A 22412-nucleotide genomic window follows, 5' to 3' on the forward strand; every position below is an offset into this window, starting at 1 on the left:
ATATTTACGGAAATCATGGGCCTTGAGCAGGAATTGCTTTCCGGGTGGCGAATACATGAACTCAAGTGGTGGAAAGTGGGGCCAAGTGGCGGAATTAGGGGGAGAGGTGGAGCGGTCGCATGTTCATGGGCGAATTTCAACACAGCATCGACGACAAAGGCCGCATCATTATCCCCGTTAAATTTCGCGAACAGCTCGGCGACCAATTTGTCGTCACCCGCGGGCTCGACAACTGTTTGTTCGTCTACCCGCTCAGCGAGTGGAGCCAGCTCGAGCAGAAGCTGAAGTCGCTGCCCATGATGAAGTCGGACGCGCGGGCGTTCTCGCGGTTCTTCTTCTCCGGCGCGACCGAATGCGAGCTGGATAAACAGGGAAGGGTAAACTTGCCCAATACGCTGTGCGACTATGCCAAGCTGGAACGGGATTGCATCGTGCTTGGCGTATCGAACCGGGTGGAAATTTGGAGCAAGCCGATCTGGGAAAGCTACTTCAAGCAATCCGAGGAGACGTTCAACGAGATCGCGGAGAAGCTGGTGGATTTTGATTTTAACTTTTAGCCGGAGCCCGGGGCACGCAAGCCCGCGGGCCGGCGACCTTAGAGCCGGGAGGATAACAGCATGTTTCAACATATAACGGTGCTCAAGGAAGAAGCGGTTGACGGTCTCGCGATCAAGCCGGACGGCATTTACGTGGATTGCACCTTGGGCGGAGCCGGTCACAGCGAGCTCATCGCTTCTCGGCTTGGGCCGGGCGGACGTTTGATCGCGCTGGATCAGGACGATTGGGCGCACGACAACGCGAAGCTCCGATTGGCGCCCTACATGGCGCAGGTAACGCTGGTCAAAAGCAATTTCCGCTACTTGGCGAACGTGCTTCGCGAATTGGACATCGACGGCGTGGACGGCGTTTTGTTCGACCTCGGCGTCTCGAGCCCGCAGCTCGACGAAGGCGAACGCGGCTTCAGCTACAATCACGACGCGCCGCTCGACATGCGCATGGATCAGGACGGCATGCTGACGGCGCACGATATCGTGAACGGCTGGGACGAACGGGAAATTTCCCGAATCATCACGAATTACGGCGAAGAGAAATTCGCCCGGTCGATCGCCCGCAAAATCATCGCGGCGCGGGAACAAGCCCCGATCGAGACGACCGGCGCGCTGGTCGAGATCATCAAGTCCGGCATCCCGGCGGCCGCGCGGCGCACGGGCCCGCACCCGGCGAAGCGCACGTTCCAGGCGCTGCGCATCGCGGTGAACGACGAGCTCGGCGCGGAAGAAACGGCGCTGGAGCAGACGGTCGACGTGCTCAAGCCAGGCGGACGGGCATCTGTCATCACGTTCCATTCGCTCGAAGATCGGATTTGCAAGCAAACGTTCGCGAAATTTGTCGGGAAATGCACATGCCCGTCGGATTTTCCGATGTGCGTCTGCGGCGGCGGCGACGGGAAGCTGAAACTGATCACCCGCAAGCCGATCGTGCCGAGCGAGGCGGAGCTGGAGCAAAATCCGAGGGCGCGATCCGCGAAGCTGCGCATCGCCGAAAGACTGTAACTTACTTTTCCTACAAGACACTCATCGTATCGGCCTATAGAGAGGGTCCCCGTACGAACGCGATAGAACGAACCATGAGGAGAGAGAGGAACGCCAATGGCTTATATGAATGGAAACCTGGCCCTGCAGCCGAAGCGAAAGCCGGAGCAGAAGCCTTCGTACCGCGAGACGAAGAAAGTCGTCGTCAAACGAAGATCGATTCCGGTACAGGAGAAGCTGCTGTACCTGTTCACGATTCTCTGCTGCGTCGTCGTGGCCGGCGTCATTATTTTCCGCTACGCGCAAATCTATCAGATGGAACAAAAGATTACGACGCTGACGAAGCAGCAGGCGCAGATGCAGCTGCAGATCGACGACCTGATCTCGAAGCGCGAAATCGCGAACGACCCGAAGGTGCTGAAGGAGAAAGCCGCCCAACACGGCTACGTGATGAGCGACGATCGCATTCAGGTGCAGACCGAGGGCGGCGCGCCCGTCGCTTCGAATTAGGTGAACGGCCATGACGAAACGGATCAAACTACGCACGCTGCTGGTCGGAGGGATAATAACCCTCCTTTTTGTTTTCCTCGTGGGGCGCATCTATTGGGTGCAGGTCGTGAAGGCGGATTTTTGGACGGAGAAGGCGAAGGAGGTCTGGTCGCGGTCGGAGACGCTCGTACCGGTGCGCGGCACGATCACGGACCGCAACGGCAACGTGCTCGCCATGGACGTGGCGGCGTATACGGTGGCCGTGAACCCGAAGATCATCCACCAGCTGAAGCTGGAGGACGTCATCGTCAACAAGCTGAACACGGTGCTCGGCAAGTCCAAGAGCTCGCTGCGCGACATTGTCGAAGCGAAGAAGCCGAACGGCGACTATTACGAGCAGCGGGAGGTTCGGAAGGAAGGCTGGAAGATCGACAAGGACGTGGCCGACCGCATCGTCCGCTTTCGCGACCAGCTGATCGAGCAGACGAAGGAGAAGGACGTCGGCATCTATCTGATCGACCAGAAGAAGCGCTTCTATCCGAAGCAGTCGCTCGCATCCCACGTCATCGGTTACGAAGACAAGGAAGGGAACGCCGTCATGGGGCTCGAGGCGGCGCTCGACGATCAGCTGCGGGGCACGGAAGGCTCGATCAAATACGAGCGCGACGGCAACGGCGTCATTATCGACAACGGCACGGTCGACATGAAACCGGCGGTGGACGGCAAGAACGTCACGCTGACGATCGACGACGACATCCAGCACTATATCGAGGACGCGATCAAGGAAGCCTACGACAAGTATCAGCCGAAGAGCATCACGGCGATCGCCGCGGATCCGGAGACGATGGACATTCTCGGCATGGCGAACCTGCCGAATTTCAATCCGAACGCGTATTGGACCTTCCCGCAGGCGAATTTCTACGATCATGCCATCAAGTCGCTGTACGAGCCCGGTTCGACGTTCAAGATCGTCACGCTCGCCGGCGCCGTGCAGGAAGGGCTGTTTAATCCGAATACGCTGTACAAGTCCGGTTCCATTAAGGTCCCGGGCGGCACGATCCACGACATCCATCAAAACTGGGGAACGATCACGTTCCTGGAAGGTTTGAAGCGCTCCAGTAACGTCGAGTTCGTCAAGCTCGGCTACGAAGGCTTGAAGCCGGACAAGCTGATGAGCTACATCAACGCTTTCGGCTTCGGCAAGAAGACAGGCATCGAGCTCGGCGGCGAAATCGCCGGCTCGGTCAATCCGGTGTATCCGGTGGAGTACGCGACGGCCGCCTTCGGCCAAGGCAAGGTGCAGGTAACGCCGATCCAGCAAGTGGCCGCGGTGGCGGCCGTCGCGAACGGCGGCAAGCTGCTCGAGCCGCATCTCGTGAAAGAGATCGACGATCCGGTCACGAAGAAGAAAACCGTCTTCCCGGCAAAGGTCGTCCGCCAGGTCGTGACGGAGCACACAGCTAGCCAGGTCGACGAATTCCTGGAGCAGGTCGTATCCGACCAGAAGATCGGCTCCGGCCGCAACGCCTACATCGAAGGCTACCGGGTCGCCGGCAAGACCGGTACGGCCCAGAAGGTTATCAACGGCAAATACGCGGAAGACAAGTACGTGCTTTCGTTCATCGGTTTCGCGCCGGTCGGCAATCCGAAGGTCGTGCTCTACATCGTCATGGACGAGCCGAACGACCGGCTCGCGTCCGGGGGCTCGGCGGTCGCGCCGATCTTCAAGCAGATCATGCAGCAGAGCTTGAAGCATCTCGGCGTGCGGCCGACTATCGAGCAGGGCAGTGCCGCCAGCAATCCGGCTCAGGAGCAGACGGTGCCGGTGCCGGACGTGACGGAGAAGCCGCTCGCGCAGGCGAAGCAGCTGCTGGAGGCCAAGAAGCTCGGCTACACGGTCGTCGGCACGGGCGCTTCAGTCCTGAAGCAGATTCCGAAAGCCGGAGCGGCGGTCGGGCCGGACCAGAAGATCTTCCTGCTCACGCAGGAGCAGAGCAAGCTGACGACGCCGAACATGAGCGGCATGCCGCTGCGCGACGCCATGCAGATGTGCTCGAACCTCGGCATCCAGTGCGTCGCGAACGGTGAAGGCTTCGTCAAGTCGCAGTCGCAGGCGAAGCTAAACGGCAAGCCGGTGCTCTTGCTCAACCTGACGCCGCCGGACGAGGACATGCTGCGCCAGCCCGAACCGAACGCCGGCGAAGACGGCGGCCGGACGGACGGCGACGGCGGGACGGATGGCGGCGGCCAAGCCGGCGGCGACGGCAAGCCGGGCGCTGGCGGTTAGCCCGGCGCCGAGGGCTTGACGCCCGGCACCCGAGATCCTGCCCGGCATCGGCATCGGCGGCTTGGCTAAGTGCCGGCCGGACAAACAGCAGCGCGGTCATCCACCGGCAGCCGCGCCGTCCCCGTCGGACGGCGCGGCGTTTTTTGTGGACGCGGGAGCTTGTTCTAACCCCACGCTCGTCCGAATAGGCTTGGAATAGGAGACGGTTGGACGAACGTTCCCGTTTTACGAGCCTTTCGGGGGGATGACAGATGAAAGTTTCCAGCGTAACGATCAGGCGCCGGCTGTTCACGGCGCTTCTCATTGGCGTTCTCGCGTTCGGGCTTTTGGCCGTCCGGCTTGGGTACGTGCAGCTGTGGAAGGGCGAGGAGCTCGCTGCCCGGGCGGAAGATTCGTGGCGGCGGGAGATTCCGTTCGCGGCCAAGCGCGGCGAGATCATGGACCGAAACGGCAGCGTGCTTGCGTATAATATTAGTTCGCCGACCATCATGGCAATCCCGGCGCAAGTGAAGGACGCGCGCGAGACGGCGGCCAAGCTGTCGGGCGTGCTGGACATGGCCGAGGACACGGTGTTCCAGACGATCACGAAGAAGCAGCTGATCGTATACCTGAAGCCCGGCGGCCGCAAAATCACGACGGACAAGGCGCAGCAGATCAAGGATTTGAACCTCCCGGGCATCGTCGTCGCGGAGGATAACAAGCGGTACTATCCGTTCGGCAGCTTCGCGTCCCATGTGCTCGGCTTTACCGGCATCGACAATCAAGGGCTGACGGGCATCGAAGCCAAGTACGACGCGCTGCTGCAGGGCATCAACGGCAACGTTTCGTTCCTCTCCGATGCCAAGGGCGACCTGATGCCGGGCTCCTCCGACACGTATACCGCGCCGAAGGACGGGCTCAACCTGGAGCTGACGATCGACAAGCAGATCCAGACGATCATGGAGCGCGAGCTCGATCAGGCGATGGTCAAGCTCAATCCCGACGACATCATCGCGATCGCGATGGATCCGAACAACGGCGAGATATTGGGCATGGCCAGCCGGCCGACCTACGATCCGTCCAAGTATAAGGAAGTCGATCAGCAAATCTACAACCGCAACCTGCCGATCTGGATGACGTACGAGCCGGGCTCCACGTTCAAGATCATCACGCTGGCCGCCGCGCTCGAGGAAGGTAAGGTCAACCTGACGCAGGACCATTTCTTCGACCCGGGAGCGGTCGAAATCGGCGGCGCGCGGCTGCGCTGCTGGAAGAAGGGCGGCCACGGCAGCCAGACGTTCCTCGAGGTCGTGCAAAATTCGTGCAACCCCGGCTTCGTCGCGCTGGGCAACCGGCTTGGCAAAGAAAAGCTTTTCGAGTATATTAAAAACTTCGGCTTCGGCAAGAAGACGGGCATCGATCTCGGCGGCGAAGAGAACGGCATCCTGTTCAAGCTGAATCAGGTCGGCCCGGTCGAGCTCGCCACGACGTCGTTCGGCCAAGGCGTCTCGGTGACCCCGATTCAGCAGATCGCCGCCGTGTCGGCCACGGTCAACGGGGGGACGCTCTACAAGCCCCACGTCGCGAAGGACTGGATCAACCCCGACACCGGCGAAACGGTCAGCACGGTCGAGCCCGAAGCCGTCCGCAAGGTCATCTCCGAGAATACGAGCGCCCAAGTGCGCAACGCGCTGGAAAGCGTCGTCGCGAAGGGCACCGGCCGCAACGCGTTCATCGACGGCTACCGCGTCGGCGGCAAGACGGGGACAGCGCAAAAGGTCATCAATGGCCGCTACTCGCCCAACGAGCACATCGTCTCGTTCGTCGGCTTCGCGCCCGCGGACGATCCGAAGATCGTCGTGTACGTCGCGGTCGACAACCCGCAGGGCATTCAATTCGGAGGCGTCGTGGCGGCGCCGATCGTGCACAACATTTTGGCGGACGCGCTGCCGTACATGGGCGTGCAGCCGAGCACGAAGCAGCTCAACAAGGAGTACAAGTACGGCGAGACGCCGATCGTCACCGTGCCGAATCTCGTCGGCAAGACCGTATCCGATATTTATGAAGATTTGAACATGAATTTCAACCTGGCGTCCGCGGGCAGCGGCGACACCGTCATCCGGCAGTCGCCCGCAGCCGGCACGCGCGTCGACAGAGGGTCAACCATCCGCATATATTTAGCCAAAGACAATGATGAAAGCGAAAGTCCCTGACTATAATGAGTAGTAAGTTGCGATCGTAGGCATAGCGCCGCGCGAAGCGCCGCCGGAAACGGCCCGCGCGGTCTTCCAACTGCTCATGGGAGGGGACCAGAGCGATGCGGGTGAAAGAGTTGGCTTCACTGCTGCTTACGGCAGTCCTTGTCGGGGAAGGGGAAACGGAGCTGTCGGGCGTCGAAATCGACTCCCGCCAAGCCGGTCCGGGCACGCTGTTCATCTGCCTGCGCGGCCATCGGGTCGACGGGCACGATTATGCCGCGCAGGCCGTGGCGAACGGCGCCTCGGCAATCGTGGCCGAACGGCTGCTCGAGCTGCCGTCTCCGGTACCGCAAATCATCGTGAAGGACGGCCGCCACGCGATGGCCGTCATCGCGGATTATTATTACCGCCAGCCCAGCCGCCGGCTGAAGCTGATCGGCGTGACGGGCACGAATGGCAAGACGACGACGACGTACCTCATCGAGCGGATATTGAAGGATGCGGGCCACTCGCCCGGCGTTATCGGCACGGTCGAGATGCGCTACGCGGACCGCGCGGTGCCGATGTCGGGCACGACGCCGGAGGCGCTCGAGCTGCAGCGCTCCCTGGACGCGATGGCGGAAGCGGGCACGGACTACTGCGTGATGGAAGTATCCTCGCACGCGCTGGAGCAGGGCCGGGTGAAAGGCTGCCGGTACCGCACGGCCATCTTCACGAACCTGACGCAGGACCACCTCGATTATCATCAGACGATGGAACGGTACGCGGCGGCGAAGGGGCTGCTCTTCAGCCGGCTCGGCAATGAGTTCGCCGCGTCGCCGGAGGACCGGCTCTTCGCGGTGCTGAACGCGGACGATCCCGCCTCGCCCGGCTATGCCGACGCCACGGCCGCCGAGGTCGTCACGTACGGCATCGAGCGCGACGCCGACGTGCGGGCATCGAACGTGCGCATGACGGCGCGCGGGACGGCGTTTCGGGCGGAGACGTTCGCCGGCTCGGCCGACATCACGCTGCGCATGGTCGGCAAGTACAACGTCTACAACGCGCTCGGGGCGATCAGCGCCGCGCTCATCGAGGGCATTCCGCTGCGGCACGTCAAGGCGAGCCTCGAAGCGGTGCCCGGCGTGCCCGGACGCGTCGAAGCCGTCGAAGCAGGCCAGCCGTTCGCGGTCATCGTCGATTACGCGCATACGCCGGACGGACTCGAGAACGTGCTCAAGGCGGTCAAGGAATTCGCCGCGGGCCGGGTGCTCTGCGTGTTCGGCTGCGGCGGCGACCGCGACCGGACGAAGCGTCCGCTGATGGGCCGCATCTCCGCGCGGTATGCGGATTATAGCTTCGTCACCTCGGACAATCCGCGGACGGAGGATCCGCTGCAGATCCTGGCCGACGTCGAGGCCGGCCTGCTGGCGGACGGCGTGGCGCAGGACCGCTACGAGCTGCTGGCGGACCGGCGCGCGGCGATTCAAAAAGCGGTTGAAATGGCTCGCCGCGGCGATGTAGTATTAATTGCGGGGAAGGGCCATGAGACGTATCAGGACGTGCAAGGCGTCAAATACGACTTTGACGACCGCGAGGTGGCCAAAGAAGCGATAAGGAGTCTTTCATAGTGATAAAACGACCATTAAACGCGATTGCCGCCCTCTGCGGCGGCACGGTGTTGAACGATAACCGGGGAGACGCCGCGATCGCCGGCGTCTCCATTAATACGCGCACGATTCAGCCGGGCATGCTGTTCGTTCCGATTCGGGGCGAGCGCGTGGACGGCCACGATTACGTCGGGGCCGCCCTGGAAGCCGGCGCGGGCGGGGCGCTGTGGGAGCGGAGCAAGGCGGTGCCGGACGCGCTGTCGGCAGCGCCGCTGATCCTCGTCGACGACACGGTGGCGGCGCTGCAGCGGCTGGCCGCGAATTACCGGGACGAGCTCGACCTGCGCGTCGTGGGCGTCACGGGCAGCAACGGCAAGACGACGACGAAGGACATGGTCGCGGCCGTCCTGTCCGGGGCGTACCGGGTACATAAAACGGCCGGCAATCTGAACAATCATCTCGGCTTGCCGCTGACCGTGCTGGAGCTGGACGAGAGCTGCGGCGCCGTCGTGCTCGAGATGGGGATGAGCGAGTTCGGCGAGATCGATTTTCTGACCCGGCTGGCCAAGCCGGACATCTCGATCATCACGAACATCGGCGATTCGCACATGGAGCAGCTCGGCTCGCGGGCCGGCATCGCGAAGGCGAAGCTGGAGATCGTCGCCGGCCTCCGGCCGGGCGGCCTGCTGATCATGAACGGGGACGAGCCGCTGCTGGCCGAAGGCATCCGCTCGGCGCGGTTGCCGGACGGCGTCGAGGTGCAGACGTTCGGCCTCGAAGCGGGCAGCCGCTGGGTCGCCGAGGGCATCGACGTCGACGCGACGTCGTCGCGGTTCGATGTCCGGGGCGAAGCTGAGCTGCAGCGCGTAGAGCTGCCGGCCGCGGGCCGGCACAACGTCTCGAACGCGCTTGCGGCCATCGCCGCGGCGACGCGGCTCGGCGTGCCGGCGGCCGTCATCCGGCAAGGCTTCGAGGGCTTGAAGCTGACCGCGATGCGCATCGAGCCGGGACGGGCGCTGAACGGCGCCTTGGTGCTGAACGACGCGTACAACGCCAGCCCGACCTCGGTCCGGGCGGCGATCGATCTCGTCGCCGGTCTGACCGGCTACCGGCGCAAATGGCTCGTGCTCGGCGACATGCTGGAGCTCGGCCCGCGGGAGCTCGAGATGCACGGCGAAGTCGGCGCGTACGTGACGCCGGCGAAGGCGGATGCCGTGCTTACGTTCGGCCCGCTGTCGCGGCAGACGGCGGCCTCGGCCGCGAAGCAGTTCCCTGCGGATGGCGGCGAGGAGCAAGTCCGCGCATTCGATGACAAGGCGGCGCTCGCGGAATGGCTGCTGGCGCGGCTCGCGCCGGAAGATCTCGTATTGGTGAAAGGCTCGCGCGGCATGCGCATGGAAGAGATCGTCCATGCCCTGCAGCGCGAGGCATAGAGGTGAATTATGGACGTTAAGGTCATTTTACTATCGATCGGCGCATCGTTCCTGCTGTCGGTCTTGTTCGCGCCGCTGTTCATCCCGCTGCTGCGAAGGCTGAAGTTCGGCCAGCAGATCCGGGAGGAAGGCCCGCAGAGCCACTTGAAGAAGAAGGGTACACCGACGATGGGCGGCATCATCATCCTGCTCGCGGTGCTGCTTTCGTTTCTGAAATTTTCCGACAAGACGAACGAGTTTTGGGTGCTGCTCATCGCGTGCCTGGGCTTCGGCTTGGTCGGGTTTCTCGACGATTATATCAAAATCGCGTTCAAGCGCTCGCTCGGCTTGACGGCGTTCCAGAAGCTGTTCGGCCAGCTCTTGTTCTCGGTCATCATCTGCGTTCTTCTTCATCAGATGCATCACAGCACCGTCATCGGCATTCCGGGCACGGCGACGGCCATCGACTTCGGCTGGTTCTATTATCCGTTCGTCGTCATCATGCTGTTCGCCACGACGAACGCGGTCAACTTCACGGACGGCGTGGACGGCTTGCTCGGCGGGACAGGCGCCGTGGCGTTCGCGGCGTTCGCGATCCTGGCACTGCACGCGAGCGAGCACGAATCGGCGATCTTCTCGGCGACGATGATCGGCGCGCTGCTCGGCTTCCTCGTGTTCAACGCGCATCCGGCGAAGGTGTTCATGGGCGACTCCGGGTCGCTCGGCATCGGCGGCGGCATGGCGGCAGTCGCCATCCTGACGAAGACGGAAATCCTGCTGGTCATCATCGGCGGCGTCTTCGTACTGGAGATGCTTTCGGTCATTCTGCAGGTCGGGTCGTTCAAGCTGCGCGGCAAGCGGATATTCAAAATGAGCCCGATCCACCATCACTTCGAGCTGTCCGGCTGGGGCGAATGGAAGGTCGTCTCAGTGTTCTGGTTCGTCGGCGCGGTGTTCGCGGCCATCGGGCTGTACCTGGGGCGTTGAGGAATGCGGTGAGAAGAAGGCGCTGACCTGCGGTTGGTTTGGGTCTTCGCTCGCTTAGATTTGTGATTTGAAAAAAAGAAGTTTAACAAGGGAGTCCAGAGGGCAAAGCCCTCGGTTCCCCGCCCGCGGGGGGATTCAAAAGGGAGCTGAAACCATGAAACACCCATCCTTGTACAAGGATCAACAGGTGATCGTGCTCGGCCTGGCCAAGAGCGGGCTGAGCGTTGCTAAGCTGTTCCATAAGCTGGGCGCGTCCGTCACCGTCAACGATAAAAAGGATCGCCAATCATGCCCCGAAGCGGACGAGCTGGACGCTTTGGGTGTTTCTGTTCTATGCGGCGGCCATCCGGAGGGGCTGATCACGCCGGAGACGGCGCTCGTGGTGAAGAACCCGGGCATTCCGTATTCGTCGCCGCCCGTCGCGCGGGCGCTCGAGCTCGGCATCGAGGTCGTGACGGAAGTCGAAGTCGCGTACCTGCTGTCGCCTGCGCCGATCATCGGCATCACCGGCTCCAACGGCAAAACGACGACGACGACGTGGATCGGCGACATGCTCGAAGCCGCCGGGCTCAAGCCGATCGTCGCCGGCAACATCGGCACGCCGCTCTGCGAAGCGGCGCAGGCGGCAGAAGCGGACAATTGGCTCGTCGCGGAGCTCAGCAGCTTCCAATTGAAAGGCACGCGTCAATTCCGGCCGCGGATCGCGCTGCTGCTGAACATTGCCGAGACGCATCTCGACTATCACGGCGACATGGACGACTACGTCGCCTCGAAAGCGAAGCTGTTCGCCAACCAGACCAAGGACGACACGGCGGTGCTGAACGCCGACGATGCCGTCTGCCGCGAACTGATGGCGTCCGGCATGCTCGGCGCGCGGGTCATCCCGTTCTCGACGACGTGCGAGCTGGACTACGGCCTCTGCGTGACGCCGCCGTACCCGTCGGACTTGGCGGAGCCGGACGGCGGCGCCGAACGCCGCATCGTCTGGCGCGACCGGGAAGGCGGCGAGCGCGACATCGTCGGCGTAGCCGAGCTCGGCATTCCGGGCCGGCATAACGCCGCCAACGCCTTGGCCGCGATCGGGGCTTGCCTGGCCGTCGGCGCGTCCGCGGGCGCGCTGGCGGAGCCGCTGCGGCGCTTCCGCGGCGTGGAGCACCGCCTCGAGTTCGTCCGCGAGCATGCGGGCGTGGCGTACTACAACGATTCCAAAGCGACGAATCCGATCGCGGCGATCATCGCGCTGCGTTCGTTCCCGCCGCGGATCGTGCTGATCGCGGGCGGGCTGGACCGCGGCTCGGATTACAGGGAGCTGCTGCCGCATTTCCGCGACCGGGTGAAGGCCGTCGTCGCGCTCGGCGAGACGCGCGGCAAGATCGCGGACGTGGCGCGTCAGGCAGGTTTAACGGCGGTCAAACTCGTCGAACCTGAGGAGGACGCCGAGAGCACCCTCCGCCTTGCGGTCCGCGAAGCGGCCGCGCTCGCGGAGCCGGGCGATACCGTGCTTCTTTCGCCGGCTTGCGCGAGCTGGGACATGTTTTCGTCCTACGAGATCCGAGGGCGCATTTTTAAAGAATCGGCGCATAACTTGTAAGTAGGGGGCTTGTCCCTACTTCCGCTTGCAAGAGGTGTTTTGCGCTATGGCCAAAGCCAGGTCTGCCCCGGATATGTGGATGATTATCGCGATTCTGCTCATTCTCGCCATCGGTCTCATCATGGTGTACAGCGCGAGCGCCGTATTGGCGTTTCACGATTACGGGGATAAGTTCTATTACGTCAAACGGCAGCTGCTGTTCGCCGCGCTCGGGATCGGGGCCATGATCGCCACGATGAACGCGGATTATTGGATTTGGAAGAAGTGGGCGAAGCTCGGGCTGTTCGTCTGCTTCGGCATGCTGCTGATCGTGCTCATTCCCGGCGTCGGCGTCGTTCGCGGCGGCGCGCGAAGCTGGCTCGGCATCAGCTCCTTCGGCATTCAGCCGTCGGAATTCATGAAGCTGGCGATGGTCATCTTCCTCGCCAAGCTGCTGGCGGAGAAGCAGCAGGCCGTGACGCAGTTCGCGAAAGGACTGCTGCCGCCGCTCGGCATTCTCGGCTTGGCGTTCGGGCTTATCATGCTGCAGCCGGATCTTGGCACGGGGGCGGTCATGATCGGCGCTTCGCTTCTGATCATCTATACGGCCGGCGCGCGTCTTCGGCATCTGGGCTCGCTGGCCCTCGTCGGCGTCGCCGGCCTCGTCGGCCTGATCGCCGCGGCGCCGTACCGGCTGCAGCGGATCACGGCGTTTCTCGATCCGTGGGCCGATCCGCTCGGCGCCGGCTATCAGTCGATCCAGTCGCTGTACGCGATCGGGCCCGGCGGGCTCGTCGGCCTGGGGCTCGGCATGAGCCGCCAGAAGTTCAACTACTTGCCGGAACCGCAAACGGATTTTATTTTCTCGATTCTGTCGGAAGAGCTCGGCTTCATCGGCGGCTCGGCCATCATCCTGCTGTTCGGCATCCTGCTCTGGCGCGGGATGCGTACCGCGATCGCGGCGCCGGATTCGTTCGGCAGCCTGCTGGCGGTCGGGATCATCGGCATCGTCGCCGTACAAGTCTTCATTAATATCGGCGTCGTCATCGGCATGCTTCCGGTCACGGGCATCACGCTGCCGCTCGTCAGCTACGGCGGCTCGTCGCTGACCCTGCTCCTGACGGCGCTGGGCATCTTGCTTAATATTTCCCGATTTTCGAGGTGAGGCATCATCATGCGTATCGTACTGTCGGGCGGGGGAACCGGCGGCCACATCTATCCTGCGCTCGCAATCGGCAAGCAGGTCATGGAAGAGGCGCCGGATTCGTCCCTGCTCTATATCGGATCCCCGAAGGGACTCGAGAGCCGTATCGTCCCCGCGCAGGGGATTGCGTTCGAACCCGTCGAAATCACGGGCTTCAAACGAAAGTTGTCATATGAGAACGTGCGGACGGTCATGCGGTTTCTGAAGGGCGTCGCCCGCTCCAAGCAGCTGCTCCGTTCGTTCAAGCCCGACGCCGTCGTCGGCACGGGCGGCTACGTCTGCGGCCCCGTGCTTTACGCGGCGGCCAAGCTCGGCATCCCGACGCTGATCCACGAGCAGAACGCGATCGCCGGGTTGACCAACCGGTTTCTGTCCCGGTACGCGGATACCGTCGCGGTCAGTTTTCCGGAGGCGGAGGACCAGTTCCGGCGGGCCAGCCGCACGCTGTATACCGGAAATCCGTGCGCGACGAACGTCGCGCGCGCCGATCAACGACAAGGCTTTGCCCACTTGGGCATTCCGCCGGGCAGCCGGATCGTGCTGCTGGTCGGCGGGAGCCGCGGGGCCAAAGCGATAAACGACGTGATGGTGGACATGGTGCCGCTCCTCGGGCGGCTGCCAGACGTCCACTTTGTGTTTGTGACCGGCGAAAGCTATTACGAGGGCACGAAGAGCCGCATCGAAGCCGCGGCGCCGAAGCTGCCGGACAAGCTGCAGGTGCTGCCGTACCTGCACCGGATGCCGGAGGTGCTCGCCGCTTCGCGGCTCGTCGTCGGACGGTCCGGCGCGTCTTCCCTGGCGGAAGTGACGGCGCTCGGCGTGCCGTCCATCCTCATCCCGTCCCCGAACGTGACGAACAACCACCAGGAAGCGAATGCGCGGAGCCTGGCGGAAGCGGGGGCGGCGGAGATGATTCTCGAACGCGAATTGAACGGCGCGGTCCTGTTCGACCGGATCGGCCGCATTATGAACGATCCGCTCGTCCATGAAGAAATGGGCGAGGCGGCGAAGGCGCTCGGCAAGCCGGATTCGGCGCCGGCCATCGTGCGCGAATTGCGGCGATTGACCGGGAAATAGCCCGGTGCCTGTCAAATGGGCGATTGTCACACTCCTCTGCGGAAAGGCATAGTATACTGCATAATCGTGACCGTCATCCGGAGGGCATGCGCCCCGCTCACGCCACGCTAAGCGCGCGGCGGCGAGCAGGGCAACGGCCGCCCGGAGGAAAGGGCGAACGCTTGGAGGTTTCAATCGCTTGCAGCAGAAGGAGGTTCGACAGATGGAGCAGTTTTTGGCGGATTTGCAAACGATCGACGCGGGTAGCGTCATGTATAACGAGCCGCTGGCCGCGTATACCACGTGGAAAATCGGCGGCCCGGCGGACGTGCTGATCATTCCGCACACCCAGGACCAGCTGGTGGCGGCGGTCCGGTTGCTGCATCGGCACGGCCTGAAGTGGACCAATCTCGGACGCGGTTCCAACATGCTCGTCAGCGACAAAGGCATCCGGGGCGTCGTCATTCAACCGGGCGAAGGATTCGATTATGCGCGATTCGACGGAACGCTCGCGTACGCGGGCGCCGCATGTTCCTTCGTGAAGCTGTCGGTGCTGGCCGGCAAGGAAGGATTGACGGGACTGGAATTCGCGGGGGGAATTCCGGGTTCGGTCGGCGGAGCCGTCTATATGAACGCAGGCGCCCTAGGGTCTGATGTGTCACGTATATTCAAATCAGCTGACATTGTGCTGGAAACAGGGGAATTGGTTCGCTTCGGGGCAGAGGACATGGCGTTTTCCTATCGGCATTCCTGTCTGCACGAACGGCCTGGCATCGTGACCGGCGCGGTATTCCAGCTGGAGGAAGGGGACCGCAAGGCGATCGCGCAAGCGATGGCCGAGAATAAACAGCGGCGCCTCCTGACCCAGCCGCTCCAACTGCCGAGCGCAGGGAGCGTATTCCGGAATCCGCCGAACGATTATGCCGCCAGGCTCATCCAAGAGGCGGGACTCAAAGGATTGCGGCAAGGCGGGGCGGAAGTCTCCACGCAGCACGCCAATTTCATTGTCAACACCGGGCAAGCGACAGCTGAAGATGTCCTCACCCTGATGACGACCATACGAAGCACTATTCGCGATAAATACGGAATCGAGCTGATAGCCGAAGTACTGGTCGTGGGTGAGCGGTAATTCGGAGGTGATAAGTTGGACAAATTGGTGATTGAAGGCGGGAAACCTCTCTCAGGAACCATTGTTATCCAAGGCGCTAAAAATGCCGCTTTGCCGATTTTAGCTGCCAGCTTGCTGGTCGAAGGAGAAGTGACGATCGATCAGGTGCCCAGATTGCTGGACATCGACGTCATGCTGGGCATATTGCGGGAGCTCGGCTGCCGGGCGGAGCACGACGATCAAACCGTGCGGCTCGACACGACCGGCCTGCATTCGTCCCATATCCCCGAAGCGCTCATGCGCCAGATGCGTTCGTCCATCTTCCTGATGGGGCCGCTGTTGGCCAGGTTCGGCGAAGTCACGATTTATCAGCCGGGCGGATGCGCGATCGGCGAACGGAAAATCGATTTGCATTTAAGCGGCCTGCAGGCGCTCGGCGCGGAAATCGAAGAGGACGGAAGCCGGATCGTCTGCTACGCGAAAAAGCTGAAGGGCGCGGAGATCCACCTGGATTTCCCGAGCGTCGGCGCCACGGAAAACATCATGATGGCCGCGGTCCTGGCGGAAGGGCTGACGACGATCAGCAACGCCGCACGGGAGCCGGAGATTCAAGATTTGCAGCACTTCCTGAACCGGATGGGCGCCAAGATCATCGGCGCCGGCACCGATACGATTACCGTCGAAGGGGTAGAGAAGCTCGCGCCGTGCGCTTATCAGGTCATTCCGGACCGGATCGTGACGGGTACCGTCATGGTCGCGGCCGCCGCTACGCGCGGACAGGTGACGCTGCTCAATACTTGCCCTTCGCATCTGACCTCTCTCATCCATGTGCTCCGCCGCACTGGTGTTCAAATAGCGGTTGACGGTGATATAATCAAAGTAGGCAGCGCCTCGCGGCCTAAAGCGATCGACCGCATCGTCACCTCGCCGTACCCGGCGTTTCCGACCGATCTGCAGTCGCAGGTCATGGTCCTGCTCGCGCTCGCCGACGGCGTCAGCGTCATGAAGGAAACGATCTTCGAAGGCAGGTTCAAGCACGTGGACGAACTCGCCCGCATGGGCGCAGACATTCGCGTCGACCTGAGCTCCGCGTTCATTCGCGGTGTTTCCAGGCTGTACGGCGCGACGGTGGAAGCGACGGATCTGCGCGCAGGCGCGGCGCTCGTCATCGCGGGGCTTGCGGCGCAAGGCAAGACCGTCGTCGAGCAGGTGCACCATATCGACCGCGGCTACGACCGCATCGAGCAGATGCTCGGCCGGCTAGGCGCCAGAATTACCCGCTATTCCCCCGTACCCAACAATACGGTCGTCCCTTAAGGACGCGTGCGGCTCAAGATAGAAAACGCGTGAACGGCTCCAGCCACCAAGCGGCGGGATGCCGTTTGCGTTTATACGAATAGGGGACAAGCCATGCAAGAGAAGATGCCCGTTCTGCGGGAACCTGTCAAGCGGCGCAGAGGCGGCAAGAAGCTACTGGCGGTGCTCGTGCTGCTCTTTATCGTGCTGCTGGGCGTGCTGTTCTTCAATTCCTCCATCAGCAAGGTGTCGACCGTGACCGTCGAAGGCCAGAAGGTGCTGCAGGCGGCGGATATCCGCAAGGCGGCGGGCATCGCCGCGGGCGATTCGTTCTTCGGCACGCCGGCCGGCAAGATCGAGGCGAGAGTCCGCGCTCTGAAGCCGGTGAAGAACGTCGCCGTCGCCAAATCGTTCCCAGGCGGCATCACGATACGGGTTCAAGAATACGCAACCGTCGCCTACTCGTTGTCGAAAAAAGGCGAAATGGCGGCGGTCTTGGCGAACGGGACATCAGTTCCGTCCGGATCCGACCTGGTGGTGGACAAGCCGATCCTTTCGGGCTGGAAAGCCGGCGATCCCGTACTCACGGCGCTGTGCAAGGCGCTGGCGGCGATTCCGGAGCAGTCGCTCTCGGATTTTTCCGAGATCATCCCCGCGCCGTCGACGTCCTACCCGGACCGGATCAAAATTTATACCCGGACGCGCTTCGAGGTCATAACGGCGGTCTCGCTGCTGCAGGATAAGATCGCGACGATGAACGCCGTCATCGAAATCCAGCCGCCGGGAATCATCACGCTGCTGCTCGCGGACAAATACGCGCCGTTCGTTCCCGAGGAGCCGGAAAATCCCGCCACTACGCAAAAAGAGACTACTCAATAGCTCCAAAGAATGATAGAATTTTATTTATGTAGATTTATTTGCCCTTTTAGCTTTTTTTTTCTTAAGGGATGACTCCGGATCTGCGTAACGACGCACCGTCTGCATAATGAAAACGGTGAAAAAATTGTAGAAAAAAGAGGGATAATGAGCACTGCGTTGAATAAGAAGAAATGCATGCAGAGGCACGGCATATCATTGTACCTTATTAACGTTGAAACGGAGGTGCCAGAGTTTGAGCAATGACATCATCGTGAGTTTGGACATCGGTACATCCAAGGTTCGGGCTATTATTGGCGAAGTTAATAACGGCGTCATTAATATTATTGGAGTTGGATCTGCCGACTCGGAAGGTATTCGCAAAGGGGCTATCGTCGACATCGACCAGACCGTCGCATCGATCCGCAGCGCGGTGGACCATGCTGAGCGAATGGTCGATATTCAAATATCCGATGTATATGTAGGGATTCAGGGCAACCATATCGGCCTGCAGACGAATCACGGCGTCGTCGCGATCTCGAACGAAGACCGCGAAATCGGCGAAGACGACATCGATCGCGTCCTGCAAGCGGCCAAAGTCGTCGCCGTGCCTCCCGATCGCGAAATCATCAACCTGGTGCCGAAGCAGTTTTTGGTGGACGGGCTTGAAGGCATATCGGACCCGCGAGGCATGATCGGCGTCCGGTTGGAAGTGGAAGCGACCGTCGTTACCGGAGCGAAGACGGCCATACATAACTTGGTCCGGTGCGTGGAGAAAGCCAATTTGCGGATTGCCGGCATCATCCTGATGTCGCTGGCGTCCGGCCAAATGTCCTTGACCAAAGACGAGAAAATGATGGGCACCGTGCTTGCGGATATCGGCGCGGGTTCCAGCACGATCGCCGTTTTCGAACAAGGAAGCATCGTCGCGACGTCCACGCTGCCGGTCGGCGGCGAATATGTGACCAGCGATATTTCATACGGTTTGCGGACCCAGACGGAGCAAGCGGAGAAGATCAAGCAGAAGTTCGGCTGCGCGCTGGTGGACGATGCCGCGGAGGACCAGAAGTTCAAGGTCATGCGCATGGGCAGCAACGTGGAGAAGGAATTTTCCCAAGTCGACCTGGCCAACATCATCGAACCGCGGATGCAGGAGATCTTTCACTTGATCCGGCAGGAAGTCCGGCGTATGGGTTACGGCGAGAAGGTCAACGGCTACGTGCTGACCGGCGGCAGCGTGACCATGGCCGGCACGCTGCCGCTCGCCCAGCACGAGCTGGAAGCGAGCGTCCGCATCGCCGTGCCGGATTACATCGGCGTCCGCGATCCGGCGTTCACGAGCGGGGTCGGCATGATCCAATACGTGTCGAAGTATATGAGGGGCCGCCCCGCAGCCGCGCCGAAGAAGAGCGCGAGCAAGAAGGCAAGCGCAGCCAACACTCCCTCGAAGCCCGGCATTTTCGAGCGTTTGAAAAATATGTTTAGCGAATTTATTTGATCGGGGGAACAACAGCATGTTGGAATTTGATTTCGAGATGGAACAAATGGCTCAAATCAAAGTCATCGGCGTCGGCGGCGGCGGCAGCAACGCGGTCAACCGGATGATTGAGAACGGCGTGAGAGGCGTCGAGTTTATTACGGTGAACACGGACGCCCAAGCGCTGCATATGGCGAAGGCCGAACAGAAGCTGCAGATCGGCGACAAGCTGACGCGCGGCCTCGGCGCGGGCGCGAATCCCGAAGTCGGGAAGAAAGCCGCGGAAGAATCCCGCGAGACCGTCATGAACACGCTCAAGGGCGCGGACATGGTGTTCGTGACCGCGGGCATGGGCGGCGGCACCGGCACGGGCGCGGCTCCGGTCATCGCGGAGATCGCGCGCGAATGCGGCGCGCTGACCGTAGGCGTCGTCACGCGGCCGTTCACCTTCGAAGGCCGCAAGCGCTCCGGACAAGCCGAGCTCGGCATCGAAGCGCTGAAGGAAAAGGTCGATACGCTGATCGTGATTCCGAACGACCGGCTGCTCGAAATCGTCGACAAGAAAACGCCGATGCTCGAAGCGTTCCGCGAAGCGGACAACGTCCTCAAGCAAGCGGTACAGGGCATCTCCGACCTGATCGCCGTACCGGGCCTGATCAACCTCGACTTCGCGGACGTGAAGACGATCATGACGGAGCGCGGCTCAGCGCTGATGGGGATCGGCAACGCGACCGGCGAGAACCGCGCGGCGGAAGCGGCGCGCAAGGCGATCCAAAGCCCATTGCTGGAAACGTCGATCGACGGCGCGCGCGGCATCATCATGAACATCACGGGCGGCTCGAACCTGTCGCTGTACGAAGTCAACGAAGCGGCGGAGATCGTCATTTCGGCCTCCGACCCGGACGTGAACATGATCTTCGGCGCGAGCATCGACGAAAACCTGAAGGAAGAAATCAAAGTGACAGTTATTGCGACCGGCTTCGAGCATCGCGCCAGCGCGCCGCTTCGCCGTCCGAACGCCGGCCAGCAGCACGCCGAGACCGCCGCGGCCGCCGAAGCGCCGCGCCAGCCGGCAGCGGGCAGCGGCCCGAAGCCGTTCGGCACGCCGACTTCGAGCGACCAGCTCGATATTCCCGCATTCTTGCGCAACCGCCGCAACAACGATCGTTAATCGTCAGCTCTTAAGCCGCTTTCCGTTCTACGGAAAGCGGCTTTTTTGCTAGAACGAGACAAGGTCCGGCCCGCTTGCGAGGCGGTTCGGCGCGGTGGGGGTCGACAAAAAAAGATCGCTCCTGACGGCATGATTAGACAGACATTGTAATAGCATTTAACTATACTAGACACAAGCCGCTCTTCCTCGCTAAAACCTCGCGAGAACCTGCGGGGAGCGGGCGGGACGCCGCCTCGAAGCGATCTTCGGGGCACGCCGCCCGCCCCGTGGCGCCGCGCGAAAGGTTTTGAGGAACGGGCATGGGGATCTGCAGCAGGAAGGTGAACGCGCTGGATGCCGTTTATATCGACGTCTTGTTTCTGGTGAACCTGTTGATCGACGGTTCCAATTTGCTGCTGACGGCCTGGGTGCGAAGCATCCGGGCCAACTGGTGGCGGGTGCTGCTCGCCGCCGGCGTCGGTTCCTTGTATGCCGTCATGATCGTGTTTCCGCCGCTGTCGTTTCTGTTTACGATCGTCGTCAAGCTTCTGCTGTCCGTGGCGATGCTGCTGATCGCCTTCGGCTTTGGAAGCGTTCAGCATTTCGTCCGTCTAATCGGCGCGTTCTACGGCGTCAATTTCGCGGCTGCCGGCGCGGTGCTCGGCTTCCACTATTTGTTCATGAACAGCTCGAACCGGCTGTGGAAGACCGTCGTGTACGTGAATGGCAAACCCAGTTTCATGCTGAGCACGACGATGGTCTTTGTCCTGTGCATCGTGGTGGTCGGCTATTATATTTACCGTTCGGTATTGACGCAGCGTCGGGAACGCGCATTGGTCACAACCCATCTCGCGGAGGTGAGGGTGAGAATCGACGACCTGGAGCATCGCTGTGTGGGCCTGATCGATACGGGCAATCAGCTTTACGAACCGCTGACCCGCACGCCGGTCATGGTCATGGAAGCCTCGATTTGGCAGGATGCGCTTCCGGCCTCCTGGCTTCGGCATATCCGGGAAGCGAAGGTAGATCAGCTCGTCGCGGGCATGACGGAGCATGAGCCTTTCGCGTGGCAGGATCGGCTGCGGCTCGTGCCTTACCGGGGCGTGAATCGCGGGGCGCAGTTTATGCTGGCGATCAAGCCGGATCTGGTCATCGTGGAGCGGGAAGGGGACGTGTTTCAGTCCAAAAAAGTTCTGATCGGCTTAGATGCCGGCAAGCTCGTGGCCGACGGAACGTACAGGGCGATTATCCATCCGTCACTTCTTCAAGATCGTACCGTCACGACCGATTCAATTCACAGTACTTCGGGAAGGGATGGAGCAGCATGCTCGTCAAATGGAAATTAATCCTGCAGTTATATTATTATCGCGTTTTGTTTTTATTCGGCCTGAAGAGTGAGGAAATTTATTATATCGGCGGAAGTGAGGCGCTGCCGCCGCCGCTCACCCGCGAAGAAGAAGAATATTTGCTCGAGAAGCTGCCCTCCGGGGATTCCGCCATCCGGGCCATGCTCATCGAACGCAACCTGCGGCTCGTCGTCTACATCGCCCGGAAATTCGAGAATACCGGCATCCATATCGAGGACCTGGTGTCCATCGGGGCCATCGGCCTCATCAAAGCGGTCAATACATTCGACCCGGAGAAGAAAATCAAGCTGGCGACCTACGCCTCGCGGTGCATCGAGAACGAAATTCTCATGTACCTTCGGCGCAACAGCAAGACGCGTACGGAAGTATCGTTCGACGAGCCGTTGAACATCGACTGGGACGGCAACGAGCTGCTGCTCTCGGACGTCCTCGGCACTGAGAACGACACGATCTATCGGAACATCGAGGAGCAGGTGGACCGCAAGCTGCTGCACAAGGCGCTCGACAAGCTGACCGAGCGGGAACGGATCATCATGGAGCTGCGGTTCGGCTTGGCGGACGGGGAGGAGAAGACGCAGAAGGACGTCGCCGATCTGCTCGGCATCTCCCAGTCGTACATCTCCCGCCTGGAGAAACGCATCATCAAGCGGCTCCGCAAGGAGTTCAACAAAATGGTCTAATCGGCGATCGGCGAACGCCCGCAGTCCCGGATTGACGGGAGCTGCGGGCGTTTTTTCGTACAAGAGGATAAAATCTACAGCGGGAGGATTGACGGTTTGGTGTATTACGGGTATAGTACACATAGAGTGTATGAACTACATAGTACACACACCAATATCAGGAAAGTTACGAGCGG

Annotated in this window: 18 protein-coding genes; all 18 read left to right on the forward strand. The window is 61.5% G+C overall.

Annotation, left to right across the window (positions count from 1 at the left end):
* Window positions 1-119 precede the first annotated feature (119 nt).
* The 18 genes from mraZ (at window position 120) to sigE (ending at window position 22236) form a co-directional block, all read left to right on the forward strand.
* A complete protein-coding gene (gene mraZ, locus ACFPB1_RS03185; RefSeq protein WP_379221837.1) occupies window positions 120-557 on the forward strand; it encodes a division/cell wall cluster transcriptional repressor MraZ in 438 nt (145 codons plus the stop codon).
* A 60-nt stretch (window positions 558-617) separates the two neighbouring features.
* Window positions 618-1553, forward strand: coding sequence for a 16S rRNA (cytosine(1402)-N(4))-methyltransferase RsmH (gene rsmH, locus ACFPB1_RS03190; protein ID WP_379221839.1), 936 nt, complete (start codon window positions 618-620; stop codon window positions 1551-1553).
* Between the two features lie 96 nt (window positions 1554-1649).
* The gene (locus ACFPB1_RS03195; protein ID WP_379221841.1) at window positions 1650-2042 is read left to right on the forward strand and encodes a cell division initiation protein; all 393 of its coding nucleotides are present in this window, start codon (window positions 1650-1652) and stop codon (window positions 2040-2042) included.
* A gap of 10 nt (window positions 2043-2052) precedes the next feature.
* On the forward strand, window positions 2053-4308 hold the full coding sequence (locus ACFPB1_RS03200; protein WP_379221843.1) for a penicillin-binding transpeptidase domain-containing protein: 2256 nt from the start codon (window positions 2053-2055) through the stop codon (window positions 4306-4308).
* A gap of 251 nt (window positions 4309-4559) precedes the next feature.
* A complete protein-coding gene (locus ACFPB1_RS03205) occupies window positions 4560-6500 on the forward strand; it encodes a stage V sporulation protein D (protein WP_379221845.1) in 1941 nt (646 codons plus the stop codon).
* A 104-nt stretch (window positions 6501-6604) separates the two neighbouring features.
* Entirely contained in the window at window positions 6605-8095 is a 1491-nt protein-coding gene (locus ACFPB1_RS03210; RefSeq protein WP_379221847.1) for a UDP-N-acetylmuramoyl-L-alanyl-D-glutamate--2,6-diaminopimelate ligase, read from the forward strand.
* Window positions 8095-9507, forward strand: a complete 1413-nt coding sequence (locus tag ACFPB1_RS03215) for a UDP-N-acetylmuramoyl-tripeptide--D-alanyl-D-alanine ligase (RefSeq protein WP_379221849.1) — start codon at window positions 8095-8097, stop codon at window positions 9505-9507. The genes ACFPB1_RS03210 and ACFPB1_RS03215 overlap by 1 nt, the downstream gene beginning before the upstream one ends.
* 9 nt (window positions 9508-9516) lie before the next feature.
* A complete protein-coding gene (gene mraY / locus ACFPB1_RS03220) occupies window positions 9517-10473 on the forward strand; it encodes a phospho-N-acetylmuramoyl-pentapeptide-transferase (protein WP_379221851.1) in 957 nt (318 codons plus the stop codon).
* Window positions 10474-10627: 154 nt separating this feature from the next.
* The gene (gene murD, locus ACFPB1_RS03225; RefSeq protein WP_379221853.1) at window positions 10628-12064 is read left to right on the forward strand and encodes a UDP-N-acetylmuramoyl-L-alanine--D-glutamate ligase; all 1437 of its coding nucleotides are present in this window, start codon (window positions 10628-10630) and stop codon (window positions 12062-12064) included.
* A 46-nt stretch (window positions 12065-12110) separates the two neighbouring features.
* The gene (spoVE, locus tag ACFPB1_RS03230; RefSeq protein WP_379221856.1) at window positions 12111-13208 is read left to right on the forward strand and encodes a stage V sporulation protein E; all 1098 of its coding nucleotides are present in this window, start codon (window positions 12111-12113) and stop codon (window positions 13206-13208) included.
* A gap of 9 nt (window positions 13209-13217) precedes the next feature.
* A complete protein-coding gene (murG, locus tag ACFPB1_RS03235) occupies window positions 13218-14324 on the forward strand; it encodes an undecaprenyldiphospho-muramoylpentapeptide beta-N-acetylglucosaminyltransferase (RefSeq protein WP_379221858.1) in 1107 nt (368 codons plus the stop codon).
* 202 nt (window positions 14325-14526) lie between these two features.
* A complete protein-coding gene (murB, locus tag ACFPB1_RS03240; RefSeq protein ID WP_379221860.1) occupies window positions 14527-15432 on the forward strand; it encodes a UDP-N-acetylmuramate dehydrogenase in 906 nt (301 codons plus the stop codon).
* 15 nt (window positions 15433-15447) lie between these two features.
* The gene (gene murA, locus ACFPB1_RS03245; protein ID WP_379221862.1) at window positions 15448-16728 is read left to right on the forward strand and encodes a UDP-N-acetylglucosamine 1-carboxyvinyltransferase; all 1281 of its coding nucleotides are present in this window, start codon (window positions 15448-15450) and stop codon (window positions 16726-16728) included.
* A gap of 93 nt (window positions 16729-16821) precedes the next feature.
* Window positions 16822-17586 (forward strand): cell division protein FtsQ/DivIB, encoded by a 765-nt coding sequence (locus ACFPB1_RS03250; protein WP_379221864.1) that lies wholly within the window; start codon window positions 16822-16824, stop codon window positions 17584-17586.
* A 232-nt stretch (window positions 17587-17818) separates the two neighbouring features.
* Window positions 17819-19060: a cell division protein FtsA gene (gene ftsA / locus ACFPB1_RS03255; RefSeq protein WP_379221865.1), complete on the forward strand. Its 1242-nt coding sequence runs from the start codon at window positions 17819-17821 to the stop codon at window positions 19058-19060.
* A 16-nt stretch (window positions 19061-19076) separates the two neighbouring features.
* Window positions 19077-20210: a cell division protein FtsZ gene (gene ftsZ, locus ACFPB1_RS03260; protein ID WP_379221868.1), complete on the forward strand. Its 1134-nt coding sequence runs from the start codon at window positions 19077-19079 to the stop codon at window positions 20208-20210.
* Window positions 20211-20509: 299 nt separating this feature from the next.
* A complete protein-coding gene (gene spoIIGA, locus ACFPB1_RS03265) occupies window positions 20510-21535 on the forward strand; it encodes a sigma-E processing peptidase SpoIIGA (protein WP_379221870.1) in 1026 nt (341 codons plus the stop codon).
* On the forward strand, window positions 21514-22236 hold the full coding sequence (gene sigE, locus ACFPB1_RS03270; RefSeq protein WP_090638315.1) for an RNA polymerase sporulation sigma factor SigE: 723 nt from the start codon (window positions 21514-21516) through the stop codon (window positions 22234-22236). The genes spoIIGA and sigE overlap by 22 nt, the downstream gene beginning before the upstream one ends.
* The last annotated feature ends 176 nt before the right edge of the window (window positions 22237-22412 follow it).

The organism is Paenibacillus sp. GCM10023250, from assembly GCF_042653205.1.
In the GTDB taxonomy this organism is placed as follows: Bacteria; Bacillota; Bacilli; order Paenibacillales; family Paenibacillaceae; genus Paenibacillus_Z.